The following is a 13,356-nucleotide window of genomic DNA, read 5'->3' on the forward strand; positions in this document are numbered from 1 at the left end:
AAAGGTCTAGTCAAAGTTGTCGCTCGCTTTGAGTAGATTCCTGCCTACGCAGGAATGACATACGACGTTAGTCTGTATCTTAGTCAAAAAAATAGCCCCCTTACGGGAGCTATCAATCAATCTTCTAATGCCAGCTTCTGAGCTGCAACGATCTCGGCAATGCCTTTATTTGCTGACTCCAGCAATGCCATTAGTTCTTTGTGAGTGAACGGTTCGCCTTCCGCTGTCCCCTGAATCTCAATCATTCGACCGTCTTCAGTCATTACCACGTTCATATCGGTATCCGCAGCTGAGTCTTCGGTATACTCAAGATCGCATAGGATGTCTTCGCCTAAAATACCGACAGATACTGCAGCAACGTGGCCTTTCATTGGGTTCGCTTTTAGTTTGCCTTTCGCAACTAAGTGAGCGAACGCATCTGCCATTGCCACACTTGCACCTGAAATAGACGCCGTACGTGTGCCACCGTCCGCTTGAATCACATCACAATCGACAGTGACCATGATTTCACCCATTGCTTCCAAATCAACAACAGCGCGAAGGCTACGTGCGATAAGACGCTGGATTTCCATAGTACGACCGCCTTGCTTACCACTCGCTGCTTCGCGACGCATTCTCGAATGCGTTGAGCGTGGTAGCATGCCGTATTCTGCAGTTACCCAGCCTTTACCTTGGCCTTTTAGCCAGCGAGGTACATTTTCCTCTACCGTTGCATTACACAACACTTTGGTATTGCCGAACTCGACTAATACAGAACCTTCTGCATAAGCGGTATAGTTGCGAGTAATTTTTATTGGGCGCACTTGGTCTGCTGCGCGATCATTTGGACGCATGGACATTACCTTTGTTGGGGAAGAGGATTTGGTTGGGCGAGGATTATAGCGAAGATGGCTTTACGGGTCTAGCATCCTAAGTGCTAGAGACAATTCAATACATCCACCATTGGATATCTCATCGTGTATGACTTAGCGCACCTCACTATGCTAACATGAAGACAGTTTGAACAATTTATCAATCCAAGGAAATCAATCCATGATCTACAGCATGACCGCATACGCGCGTAAAGAAGTCAAAGGTGACTGGGGTAGCGCAGTATGGGAAATCCGCTCAGTAAACCAACGTTATCTAGAAACTTACTTCCGTCTTCCTGAGCAGTTTCGTGGTCTAGAACCTGTACTTCGTGAACGTTTCCGCAAACGCCTAGCACGCGGTAAAGTAGAATGCCACTTGCGCTTCGAAGCAAACCCTGCTGCAAAAGGTGAGTTAAGCATCAACGAGACACTGGCTCAGCAAGTAATTGGTGCAGCAAAGCAAGTTATGACAATGACAGGTGAAGATAGCCGCCTAAATCCATTCCAAGTGATGCAATGGCCTGGTGTTATGGAAACACCTGAACAGGATATGGATACCATCAATAAAGCATTGCTTGAGGGTTTCGATCAAGGTCTTAGCGACTTCATCGATGCTCGTGCTAGTGAAGGTGAAAATATGAAGGCGCTAATCGTCCAGCGTCTTGAAGCGATCACTGCTGAAGTAGTTAAGGTCCGTGCGCGTATGCCAGAAATCCTTGAATGGCAACGTGAACGTCTACTGAACAAGTTTGAAGAAGCAAAAATCGAGCTTGATACCTCACGCGTAGAGCAAGAACTCATTCTACTGGCACAGAAATCAGACGTTGCTGAGGAACTGGATCGCCTAGACTCTCACGTAAAAGAGACAACCAGCATTTTGAAGAAAGGTGGCTCTATAGGTCGTCGTCTCGATTTCATGATGCAAGAGTTCAACCGTGAGTCGAACACACTGGCGTCTAAGTCTATTAGCACCGATATCACGGCATCGGGTGTAGAACTTAAAGTTCTTATCGAGCAGATGCGCGAGCAAATCCAAAACATCGAGTAGCACCAACAAGGCCCTAAACACCATGAGATTAATAGATAAAAATATCATCATTGGCAGCTATGGTCAGATGTTCGCCGAGCTTTACATCGATTTATTGATAAATCGATGTGAAATACCTTCTGATGATATTTGTTTTGTCGCGTTGGACAATCAAATTAGCAATCAGTGCAACTCAGTTTGTGGAGTACCTGCATACAATTTTAGTGATTGTAGCTTAGATGAGTTTAGTGAGTGCAGAAGTATCACTACGATATCACTCAACCCCAATAATAGTAGTCAACTAGAGCAGATGATTACCACAACACCCAAGCTGATTGAAAAAATCTATGTGCATCTTACTGAAGATGAAGTGAATCGTTGGGTGAGTACGAAAAAGCAGTACGGAGAGCTAACTATCACCAAGAAGAATTTTATGAGTGATGCTTGCTTACGTATTATACCCAAAATAGAAAATTTCATTGCTGCAGAAACCCCTTTCAGAGAGAAACTTCAGTATGTCTTAGAACGCGATAACTTCAAGATATTTGATGCTAGAGATGCATTCCGTTCGTTGCCAGACAATACTTGGCGGTTGTTCTCACGGTTATATGAAGAAGATAAGAAAAGCTCTAAGCCGGAACAGAAAATTCTCTTCGGAGCAAAGCAGGGAGTATTTAGCATCAAGTACATTCTGGGTGTTTTTAAGGAGTTATCCTCGAGAGGGAAACTTCTTGATTACAAGTACATGGTTTTTACTTACAAAAAAGATAAGTCGGTACGAATTATTCTTGACCTTTACTGTATTTACATGAGGAACATCAAGAGGAAAAATATCGATATAAGCTATCCAACAGCATCGAATGCAATATCTTACAATGCCCTAATCAATTCTTGTAATCACCTTATCCTCCAATATAGAGGGAGCATGACAACAGCGAAGAGTTACATTGCTCTTGGATGTGGCAGTGTACATGTTGAACGTGGCTCTAATAATGAGATAGAACTTTGCCAAAATGATGGCATTAATGCAGGTATCTATAGCAATACAGCTGAGCTCATTGACAACATTACAAACAATGCAATTGATATTGTCGATAATAAAAGGCTCATAGAGGAAAACTACGATTACAAGTATAAAGTCCTCAACAAAATATATCGTGCATAGCTAACCAATGGTCCTTTTGAATCTCAAAGGACCATTGGGCTCATCACCTAACTAGTGGCGACTCTCTGTCACTAGTTTCTATAGCAAAATCAAATACGCCATAAACACCACAGACAGCACATAAATCACAGGATGCACCTGTTTCCCTTTCCCTGCCACAACCATACTAAATGCATAACTGATAAAGCCCATCGCCATACCATTCGCTGGTGAGAAGCTTAATACGGTAAACATAATTGTGAAGAATGCAGCAATACGAGACTCTTTCTTTTCCCATTTAATATCGCCCAAGCGACCAATCATGTAGATACCAACCACGACCATAGCTGGCGCTACCATCGCCGCAGAGAATAGCGAGAACAACGGATATAGGAAGAGTGATAGCAGGAATAAACCCGCTACGACGACTGCAGCTAAGCCAGTTTTTGCACCTTGCGATGAGGCAATACCAGACTCTGAGAATGCCGTGACTGATGTGGTACCAAACACTGAACCCATTACTGTACCGCCTGCATCTGCAATCAGCGCTGAGCGGGCGTTAGGCACCTTACCATCTTTATCAATGATACCGGCATCACGACCTACCCCTACGATAGTACTGAGCCCATCGAAGAAATCGACAATCAAAAAGATGATCATAATAAACAGCAGATCAAACATCTTCTCTGCGGTAATCCCTGAGAAATCGAAGATGGCGCCAAAGCTGCTCGCCATGCTTGGTGGCATTGCCACGAGTTGTTCAGGGATTGGCGCATTGTTGGTTCCCATGAAGGTATCAGCCAAAATCGTAAGCACGATGGCAGACACAAAAGAGATAAATGTCGCCAACTTAATATCGCGAACCATACAGCCTAATGCGATAAAGATACTGATATAAGCGATGATGACTTTCGGGTCAGAAATATCGCCCATACTCACGAGAATAATCGGGTTGGATACGATAATGCCCGCATTCTTAAGACCAAGAAACGCAATAAATAAACCAAGAGATACGGTAATAGCGAGTTTCAAATCTTCTGGAATCGACTCAATCATCGCTTTGCGTATTTTAGTTAGCGATAAAATAAGATAGACAACACCCGAGAAGAAGATGCCAAGCAGCGCTTCATGCCAAACTAATGCCACTGAGCCACTTAGTAGCATACCTTTAAAGAAACCATTCATGCTCATGCCGGGGGCTAGCATCACTGGGTAGTTTCCAAAAATACCCATGATTAGCGTAGCGAAGGCCGCAGCCAAAGCCGTTGCTGTAAATACAGCGCCACGGTCCATTCCAGGAATGTCCCCCAAAATGGCTGGGTTTACCGCCAAAATGTAGCTCATAGCGAGGAAAGTGATAAAGCCAGCATATACTTCAGTACCGATAGTGGACTTACGCTCACTCACTTTGAAGGTGGATTCAATGATAGTAGGGCTAGCTTGGCGTTGCCCGGTTAGTTCTGCACTCACAGTAGGACCTATAGCGATAAAATGGGAGACGCAAACGTATGCGCGATAGAAATATTGGCGCGAATTCTAATCAGACTCAGGAATAAATCAATGCTTTTGTGAGTTATTTTTATCTCTTTAAAAACAAAACGTTGATATTTAAGCAAACGTTTGCTTTCAGGCAAAAAGAACAACTGGCTTCCGCGGTGTTTTTGCTCCCTTTTAAAATGCAGCCACACGTTGCCTGAGCACTCACCGGATGACTTGTCGAGCTCCTAGCAAACATGATACTCTTCGCCTCCATTTTTCTGGCCGATTTTTAAACGCTTTGGTCAGTGAACGTATAGAATAGAAGTATCAAATAACGATATTCTCTACCCCTTCAACCAAGATGTGGACTCTGAAAAATGATAGGTAAAGGTACGCTTTATATCGTGTCAGCACCAAGCGGTGCTGGTAAATCGAGCTTAATTTCAGCAATGTTGGAAAAAAACCCGACATACGCAATGAAAGTATCAGTGTCTCACACGACTCGTGGTATGCGTCCTGGTGAAGAAGACGGCGTTCATTATCACTTTGTTGAGAAAACCGATTTTGAATCGTTGATCGAACAAGGTGCGTTTTTGGAATACGCCGAAGTCTTCGGAAACTACTACGGTACTTCTCGTCTATGGATTGAAGAGACGCTAGAAAAAGGCATCGATGTATTCTTGGATATCGACTGGCAAGGCGCTCGTCAAATCCGCGAACAAATGCCAGAAGCGAAAAGTGTCTTTATTTTGCCACCATCTAACAGTGAGTTAGAGCGTCGCTTGAACGTACGTGGCCAAGACAGTGATGAAGTGATCGCCAAGCGCATGAGCGAAGCGAAGTCAGAAATGTCTCACTACAATGAGTACGATTACGTCATTGTCAACGACGACTTCGACGGCGCACTTGTTGATTTTAAAGCTATTTTGCGTGCTGAGCGTCTTAAGCAAGACAAACAAGCGGTGAAATACAAAGGTATGTTAGACGCCCTACTCGCCGAGTAAGGTAGATTTTAACCACTTCCTTGCAAAGTGAGGCTCAAAATAGGGTCTCACCCTAAGCAAATAATGCAATAAACCAGAAGTAACAGTAGCTAATAGGATCATTTGTGATCTAGAATCTAAACGTAATAGCCTGTATACTTTCTCGTCATCAAAAATTTAGTTAACTATTGGAGTTCTTATGGCACGCGTAACTGTTCAAGACGCTGTTGAAAAAGTTGGTAACCGTTTCGACCTAGTTCTTATTTCGGCTCGCCGCGCACGTCAGATGCAAATCGGTGGTAAAGATGCATTAGTGCCAGAAGAAAATGATAAGCCAACGGTTATCGCACTTCGCGAAATCGAAGAAGGCTTGATCACGAAAGAAGTACTAGATGCACGTGAACGTCAAGAGCAGCAAGAGCAAGAAGCTGCAGAACTAGCGGCAGTAAGCAGCATTGCTCACAACCGTTAATTCCTAGTACCTAATCAGAGTTCCATCGACTTTCGGGCCTAAAATTTGTACCTATTCGATAGCCTTAAAGACGTTGCCCAAGAATACCTAACAGAGCCTCAAATTGAGGCTCTGCGTCAATCTTATGTGGTAGCAAGAGATGCCCATGAAGGGCAGACCCGCTCTAGCGGTGAACCATACATCATCCACCCTGTTGCTGTAGCTCGTATCCTCGCGGAAATGCGTCTGGATATTGAAACGCTACAAGCGGCACTGCTGCATGATGTTATTGAAGATACGGAAGTCACCAAAGAAGAGCTAGAAGAACAATTTGGTACGACGGTGGCGGAACTCGTCGACGGCGTATCTAAGCTCGATAAGCTTAAATTCCGCGATCGTAAAGAAGCCCAAGCAGAGAACTTCCGTAAAATGGTTCTCGCTATGGTGCAGGACATTCGCGTTATTCTTATAAAGCTGAGTGACCGTACCCACAACATGCGCACGCTTGGGGCTCTTCGTCCTGACAAAAAGCGACGCATTGCTCGTGAAACCCTTGAAATCTATGCGCCACTTGCGCACCGATTAGGTATTCACAACATCAAAACCGAGCTTGAAGAGCTTGGCTTTGAAGCACTTTACCCAAACCGTTATCGCGTACTAAAAGAAGTAGTGAAATCGGCACGTGGTAATCGTAAAGAGATGATTCAGCGAATCCATAGCGAGATTGAAGGACGACTTAATGAAGTTGGCCTCAACGTTCGCGTATTGGGACGTGAGAAAAACCTCTTCTCTATCTACAACAAGATGAAAACCAAAGAGCAACGATTCCATACCATCATGGATATCTATGCTTTCCGCGTCATCGTAGATACTGCAGACACTTGTTATCGAGTCCTTGGTCAAGTCCACAGTCTGTATAAGCCACGCCCTGGTCGCATGAAAGATTACATCGCGGTACCAAAAGCGAACGGCTATCAATCCTTGCACACCTCAATGGTGGGCCCTCATGGCGTTCCAGTAGAAGTACAAATTCGTACTGAAGACATGGATCAAATGGCGGACAAAGGTGTTGCAGCGCACTGGGCATACAAGGGTAATGGCGACCGTACTGGCACCACTGCACAAATTAAAGCGCAGCGCTGGATGCAAAGCCTACTTGAGCTACAACAAAGTGCTGGCAACTCCTTTGAATTCATTGAAAACGTAAAATCGGATCTGTTCCCAGACGAAATTTACGTGTTCACACCAAAAGGTCGTATTGTCGAACTGCCACTTGGCGCAACCGCCGTCGACTTTGCTTACGCCGTCCATACCGATGTCGGTAACACCTGTGTGGGTGCGCGAGTGGATCGTAATCCATACCCACTTAGCAAAGCACTGAAAAACGGCCAAACCGTCGAAATCATCAGCGCACCAGGTGCAAGACCTAATGCCGCATGGCTTAACTATGTGGTGACTTCACGTGCCCGCACTAAGATCCGTCAGGTTCTGAAGACAATGCGCCGTGAAGAATCTGTAGTATTAGGACGCCGCCTGCTGAACCATGCTCTAGGCCGTCACTCTGTTGATACGATCTACCCAGAAAACATCAACGAAGTGCTAACTGATCTCAAACTGGGCAGTATTGATGACCTGCTAGCCGCTATCGGCCTTGGTGAGTTGATGAGTATCGTTATTGCTCGTCGTCTACTTGGCGATACCGATGAACTGACGCAGACCAGTTCAGTACCAACGTCGGGTAAACGCTTACCGATCCGTGGTGCAGAAGGTATCTTGCTGACGTTCGCGAACTGCTGTCACCCTATTCCAGATGATCACATCATCGCACACGTTTCTCCGGGCCGCGGCTTGGTGGTACACAGAGAAACTTGTCCGAATGTTCGTGGTCACCAGAAAGAGCCTGATAAGTACATGGCGGTTGAATGGAGTGACGATTACGAGCAAGAGTTTACTGCTGAGCTAAAAGTTGACCTGCAGAATCACCAAGGTGCGCTCGCAGAGCTGACCAATGTGATTGCCAAGACTGGCTCTAATATTCACGGTATCTCTACAGAAGAACGCGATGGCCGTTTGTACACAGTCACTGTACTGCTAACGACTAAAGATCGTGTTCACTTAGCTGGTATTATGAAGCGCATTCGTGTGATGCCACATGCACTACGTGTTAGACGTCGTAAGAACTAACACAACTGCTTGATCTAATACGGGTTCGATAATTATCGAGCCCGTTTTATTTGGAACCTATTGATGAACTTAGAACGCTACACTCGTATCCAAGAAGTGCTTAAGGCACGCCAACCTGACCTGACTTTACTGCTAGAACAAGTCCATAAGCCCAATAATGTCTCAGCGGTCATTCGTACTGCCGATGCTGCTGGAGTGCATAAAGTTCATGCAGTTTGGCCGGATGAGAAAATGCGTACTTTAAGTCACACCTCCGCAGGCGCTAGAAACTGGGTTGAGGTTGAAACTCACGATACTGTAGCTGATGCCGTTCGCACGTTAAAATCTCAAGGTATGCAAGTATTGGCCACTAACCTTTCCGAAAACGCTGTCGACTTTCGTGATATCGACTACACCAAGCCAACCGCGATTATTCTTGGTGGCGAGAAGCACGGCATCACCCAAGATGCACTCACCGAAGCAGATCAGGACATCATTATTCCTATGGTAGGCATGGTGCAATCCTTAAACGTCTCAGTCGCCAGCGCACTGATTTTGTTTGAAGCTCAAAGACAACGCCAGAATGCCGGCCTGTACGATCGCGATGTCAGTGCTCTGCCCGAAGAAACCATCCATCGAATCCTATTCGAACGCGGCCACCCCGTACTGGCGAAAGTTGCCAAGAAAAAACGCCTCCCTTATCCGCCACTCGATGACCAAGGCCAAATTGTAGCAACAGAAGAGTGGTGGCAGGAAATGCAGAAAAAATAGAACTGAGTATGGTTTAAGGCTGGTTTTATAGTTCCTTTGAAGCGCTTCGGCAATCACACACCAGACCTCGCTAAAAACTGTACAAAAAGACAGTAAAATGCTTGAATATCTGCATATAACATTTTGATGGATGGTAAATATGGCTCAGCTGTTATCGGCAATTTCTCTTTCTTCGCTTTCTGGCGTAGGAGCTAAAGTCGCTGAAAAACTGGCGAAAGTCGGCTTACACTCGGTTCAAGATTTACTGTTTCACTTACCTCACCGTTATGAAGATCGTACTCGTATCTATCCGATCGTTCGTTTGCATCCTGGCCTTTGGGGATCGGTGCAAGGGAAAGTCATGAGTAGTGATGTGGCTTTCGGGCGTCGCAAGATGTTGACGGTTAAAGTGAGCGATGGCAACGGTACTATTACACTACGCTTCTTCAATTTTACCGCAGCGATGAAGAACAACTTCTCTGAAGGTCGCCTTATTGTCGCTTATGGTGAAGTAAAGCGTGGTAACCATGGTCTTGAGATCATCCATCCAGAATACAAATTTCAAACCGAAGGTAAAACACCAAAGTTAGAGCAAACCTTAACCCCGGTTTATCCAACTACAGAAGGATTAAGGCAGCTCACACTGCGTAACCTTACTGACCAAGCGCTTGAGCTCATGGACAAAGCAGCAGTAGACGAATTGCTTCCAAGCGGTCTGTATAACCAACAGATTACCCTTGCCGAGGCGCTACACACCATCCATCGTCCACCACCAACGATTAATTTGGACGACTTTGATGAGGGTAAGCACCCTGCTCAGCAGCGACTGATTATTGAAGAGTTGATGGCGCAAAACCTTTCTATGCTAGCGGTGCGCAGTAAAGGTCAACAAGATACAGCCATTGGCTTAGCGCCTGTTGAAAAACTGAAAGATCAACTTCTTGAACAATTGCCTTTCTCCCCAACGGGTGCGCAATCACGAGTGGTGCAAGAAATCGAAACTGACCTTGCTAAACCTATTCCTATGATGCGCCTAGTTCAGGGTGATGTGGGGTCTGGTAAAACCTTGGTAGCCGCGCTCGCTGCTGTTTGTGCGATAGAACATGGCTATCAAGTGGCTATGATGGCACCGACCGAATTACTTGCAGAGCAGCATGCCATCAACTTTGCAGGTTGGTTTGAAGCCATGGGGATACAAGTTGGTTGGTTATCAGGAAAACAGAAAGGCAAGGCTAAGGAAGCAGAGCTGGCACGTATTGCCAGCGGTGAAGCTCAAATGGTCGTAGGGACACATGCCCTATTCCAAGAGTCGGTTGATTTTCACAACCTTGCGCTGGTTATTATTGATGAGCAACACCGTTTTGGTGTCCACCAGCGCTTAGAGCTGCGTGAAAAAGGTGCTAAACAAGGTTTCTACCCTCATCAGTTGATTATGACTGCCACGCCAATCCCAAGAACCTTAGCCATGACGGCATATGCCGACTTGGAGACCTCGGTAATCGACGAACTGCCACCAGGAAGAACCCCGATTCAAACCGTTGCCATTCCAGATACAAAACGCGACGACATCATTGAGCGTGTCAAAAATGCTTGCTTATACGAGGGCAAACAAGCGTATTGGGTTTGTACATTAATCGACGAATCAGAGGTATTAGAAGCACAAGCCGCCGCTGAGACCGCCGAAGATCTGCAACGTAAACTGCCTGATCTTAAAATCGGTTTAGTTCATGGTCGAATGAAGCCGGCTGAAAAACAACAAGTGATGAAGCAGTTTAAAAATAACGAGCTGCACCTTCTGGTTGCAACCACCGTCATTGAGGTCGGTGTGGATGTCCCTAACTCCAGTTTAATGATCATCGAAAACCCAGAGCGCCTTGGTCTAGCTCAATTGCATCAGTTACGGGGCCGTGTTGGCCGTGGTAGCGTGGCAAGTCATTGTGTGCTGTTGTATCACTCCCCACTCTCTAAAACTGCTCAGAAGCGCTTAGGCGTACTGAGAGAAAGTAATGACGGCTTTGTTATTGCGCAAAAAGATCTAGAGATTCGTGGCCCAGGTGAGCTACTTGGCACCAAACAAACTGGATTGGCTGACTTTAAGATTGCCGATTTGGTGCGTGACCAAAGGCTGGTACCGGAAGTCCAACGAATTGCACGGCATGTGCATGAGCAATATCCAGAGAATGCTAAGAGAATTATTGATCGTTGGTTAGGCGATAGAGAGTTTTATGCCAAGGCATAAGACGTCTACTCTTTCTTTATGACGGCGCTATTCAATGAAATAGCGCCTTCATCACCTTGAGAAAGGGATCTTATTCAGCACGCCGCTTACGTAAAGCAAACCTTCTGCACAACCAATAAGTCCTCTACCTCAAACCATTCTTAGCTACAGGGAAACTCACTTGTGCCTTCAGTCCACCAGCGCTGCGATTCGAAATACTCACAGAGCCGTGATGCTGGCTAATAATCCGCTTCACAATCGCCAGTCCTAGACCTGTCCCTTCACTGCCTCGTGCGGTATCACCTCGCGTGAAAGGTTCGAATAGACGACCGATTTGGCTCTCTTCGATACCGGGACCATTATCTTCAATAGTGACCCAAGCCAGTTTGTTGTCCGCCGTCATACCTGTGGTTACTTTCACCCAGCCATTGCCGTAACGAACCGCATTAACCACCAAGTTGGTAATAGCACGTTTAATCGCAATTGGACTGCCTTCAATATCTTTGATAGTTGCCATTGGGGCATATTCTATCTGGATCTCATATCCGCCTTCCGATGAGACAATATCAGAAGAAATGTCATTCAGGCTCATCGGTTCAAATGACTGAGTATTAACCGGTTTTAGGTAATCCATAAACTGGCCAATGATTTCATTACACTCCTCAGTGTCGCTGATGATGCCCTCTGCTAAGTAGCTATCTTCGGGCGACATCATTTCTGTCGCAAGGCGAATTCGCGTTAATGGGGTGCGAATATCATGGCTGATGCCCGCCATTAATAAGGTACGGTCTTGCTCAAGCTCTTGAATACCTTTTGCCATTTGATTAAAGGCACGCGTAACCGAGCGAATCTCAGACGCCCCCTTCTCAGGTAAAGGTGGCGGGATTTCCCCTTTACCCACCAAATTGGCGGCATTTTCGAGTGCGGTAAGTGGCCGGTTTTGCAAGCGAATGAATAGCCAACCACCCGCAATCACCAATAGCGCCATAATCAAACTGTTTCTAAACAGCGGCGCAAAGTCTTCTTCCTGCAACTCTGACAGCGGAATGCGTATCAACGAGTTGGGCAGTGCGTCTATCTTCATCCAGAGGATGTAGCTTTCAGCTCCCAGAATCAGCCTAACTTCAGTTTTTGAATCCAGCTCATCACTCATCTCCTCGCTCATCAGGTCGATAGGCATCGCATGGTTAAACTCGTTCGCCATCGCGCTGTCATCAGCATGAATAGTGACACCCAACTGCTCCAATACACGTCGGCGTAAAGGAGCATCCATTTCAAGCTGCTCATCAATCGCTTCATTGTCTTCCAAGAAAAACGATAGCTCATGCGCCAGTATCTTATTGAACTGCTGCAAACTAGGTACAAGAGCGTAGTTGTACACGGCGTAATAAGAAAAAACTTGGCTAGCAATCAAGAGTGTAAAAAACAGCAGAATGGATTGCGTGAAGGAGCTACGAAATCGCATAGGTTTTCCTTAGAGAGCGAAGATGAGAAGAATCTGAGGTAGATAATAAACAAAAGGCCCTGAATCCATCCAGAGCCTTATCGACATTTCTGATTATGCTTCTTTGCCGTCCGGCACAAACACATAACCTAGACCCCACACAGTTTGAATGTAGCGAGGTTTGCTTGGGTCGATTTCCAGCATACGACGCAGACGAGAAATCTGTACGTCGATAGAACGTTCCATTGCCGAGTACTCACGACCACGAGCCATGTTCATCAGCTTATCACGGGACATCGGCTCACGTGCGTTGGTCACCAAGGCTTTTAGTACTGCAAATTCACCAGATGTTAGAGGCATTGCCTCTTCACCACGGAACATTTCACGTGTACCAAGGTTCAAACGGAAATCACCGAACTCAACCACTGACTCTTCTTGGCTTGGCGCGCCAGGAGCTTCAATAGTTTGACGACGTAATACCGCTTTAATGCGAGCAAGTAGCTCACGAGGGTTAAATGGTTTCGGTAGATAGTCATCCGCACCGACCTCTAGGCCGACAATACGGTCAACTTCATCACCTTTGGCTGTCAGCATCAGAATCGGCAACATGTTGTTGGCGTTACGTAAACGACGACAAATCGACAGGCCATCTTCACCTGGTAGCATTAAATCCAATACCATAAGGTGAAAGTTTTCACGGGTTAACAGGCGGTCCATCTGCTCACTGTTAGCAACACTGCGTACTTGGAATCCTTGCTCTGATAAGTAACGCTCTAGTAATGCACGTAGACGTGCATCATCATCAACAACTAAAATCTTGTGATTTTCTTGCATATTCGATTCCAC

The 13,356-nt window shown here is 45.8% G+C and carries 11 protein-coding genes; 7 read left to right on the forward strand and 4 right to left on the reverse strand.

Translation table 11 applies throughout. The annotated features are described in order from the left end of the window. Window positions 1–116 precede the first annotated feature (116 nt). Complete coding sequence (gene rph, locus HOP38_RS15270; RefSeq protein WP_038231040.1) at window positions 117–833, reverse strand: ribonuclease PH; 717 nt, start codon at window positions 831–833, stop codon at window positions 117–119. Between the two features lie 199 nt (window positions 834–1,032). Here rph and HOP38_RS15275 point away from each other — a divergent pair, with 199 nt between their 5' ends. Together HOP38_RS15275 and HOP38_RS15280 are read left to right on the forward strand one after the other, a co-directional pair. Beyond that, on the forward strand, window positions 1,033–1,899 hold the full coding sequence (locus HOP38_RS15275) for a YicC/YloC family endoribonuclease (RefSeq protein ID WP_198558427.1): 867 nt from the start codon (window positions 1,033–1,035) through the stop codon (window positions 1,897–1,899). A gap of 22 nt (window positions 1,900–1,921) precedes the next feature. Further along, on the forward strand, window positions 1,922–3,043 hold the full coding sequence (locus HOP38_RS15280; protein WP_198558428.1) for a hypothetical protein: 1,122 nt from the start codon (window positions 1,922–1,924) through the stop codon (window positions 3,041–3,043). A 78-nt stretch (window positions 3,044–3,121) separates the two neighbouring features. Here the strand turns inward: HOP38_RS15280 and HOP38_RS15285 are convergent, their stop codons facing one another. Continuing rightward, complete coding sequence (locus tag HOP38_RS15285; protein WP_198558429.1) at window positions 3,122–4,492, reverse strand: NCS2 family permease; 1,371 nt, start codon at window positions 4,490–4,492, stop codon at window positions 3,122–3,124. A gap of 389 nt (window positions 4,493–4,881) precedes the next feature. Here HOP38_RS15285 and gmk point away from each other — a divergent pair, with 389 nt between their 5' ends. The 5 genes from gmk (at window position 4,882) to recG (ending at window position 11,087) form a co-directional block, all read left to right on the forward strand. Further along, window positions 4,882–5,505: a guanylate kinase gene (gene gmk / locus HOP38_RS15290; RefSeq protein ID WP_031494034.1), complete on the forward strand. Its 624-nt coding sequence runs from the start codon at window positions 4,882–4,884 to the stop codon at window positions 5,503–5,505. Window positions 5,506–5,683: 178 nt separating this feature from the next. Beyond that, window positions 5,684–5,956 (forward strand): DNA-directed RNA polymerase subunit omega, encoded by a 273-nt coding sequence (gene rpoZ / locus HOP38_RS15295; RefSeq protein WP_006071268.1) that lies wholly within the window; start codon window positions 5,684–5,686, stop codon window positions 5,954–5,956. Between the two features lie 45 nt (window positions 5,957–6,001). After that, window positions 6,002–8,119 carry a bifunctional GTP diphosphokinase/guanosine-3',5'-bis pyrophosphate 3'-pyrophosphohydrolase gene (spoT, locus tag HOP38_RS15300; RefSeq protein ID WP_006071270.1) on the forward strand — a complete coding sequence of 706 codons (2,118 nt, stop codon included), beginning with the start codon at window positions 6,002–6,004 and terminating at the stop codon, window positions 8,117–8,119. 63 nt (window positions 8,120–8,182) lie between these two features. Further along, window positions 8,183–8,869, forward strand: coding sequence for a tRNA (guanosine(18)-2'-O)-methyltransferase TrmH (gene trmH / locus HOP38_RS15305; protein ID WP_006071272.1), 687 nt, complete (start codon window positions 8,183–8,185; stop codon window positions 8,867–8,869). Window positions 8,870–9,008: 139 nt separating this feature from the next. Continuing rightward, window positions 9,009–11,087: an ATP-dependent DNA helicase RecG gene (gene recG / locus HOP38_RS15310; protein WP_198558430.1), complete on the forward strand. Its 2,079-nt coding sequence runs from the start codon at window positions 9,009–9,011 to the stop codon at window positions 11,085–11,087. A gap of 124 nt (window positions 11,088–11,211) precedes the next feature. Here recG and envZ read toward each other — a convergent pair whose 3' ends face one another. Together envZ and ompR are read right to left on the reverse strand one after the other, a co-directional pair. Further along, window positions 11,212–12,531, reverse strand: coding sequence for a two-component system sensor histidine kinase EnvZ (gene envZ / locus HOP38_RS15315; RefSeq protein ID WP_006071275.1), 1,320 nt, complete (start codon window positions 12,529–12,531; stop codon window positions 11,212–11,214). Between the two features lie 93 nt (window positions 12,532–12,624). Beyond that, a complete protein-coding gene (gene ompR, locus HOP38_RS15320) occupies window positions 12,625–13,344 on the reverse strand; it encodes an osmolarity response regulator transcription factor OmpR (protein ID WP_006071277.1) in 720 nt (239 codons plus the stop codon). Between the last annotated feature and the right edge of the window lie 12 nt (window positions 13,345–13,356).

It is taken from the genome of Vibrio mediterranei, assembly GCF_013364395.1.
GTDB classification, from domain to species: Bacteria; Pseudomonadota; Gammaproteobacteria; order Enterobacterales; family Vibrionaceae; genus Vibrio; species Vibrio mediterranei.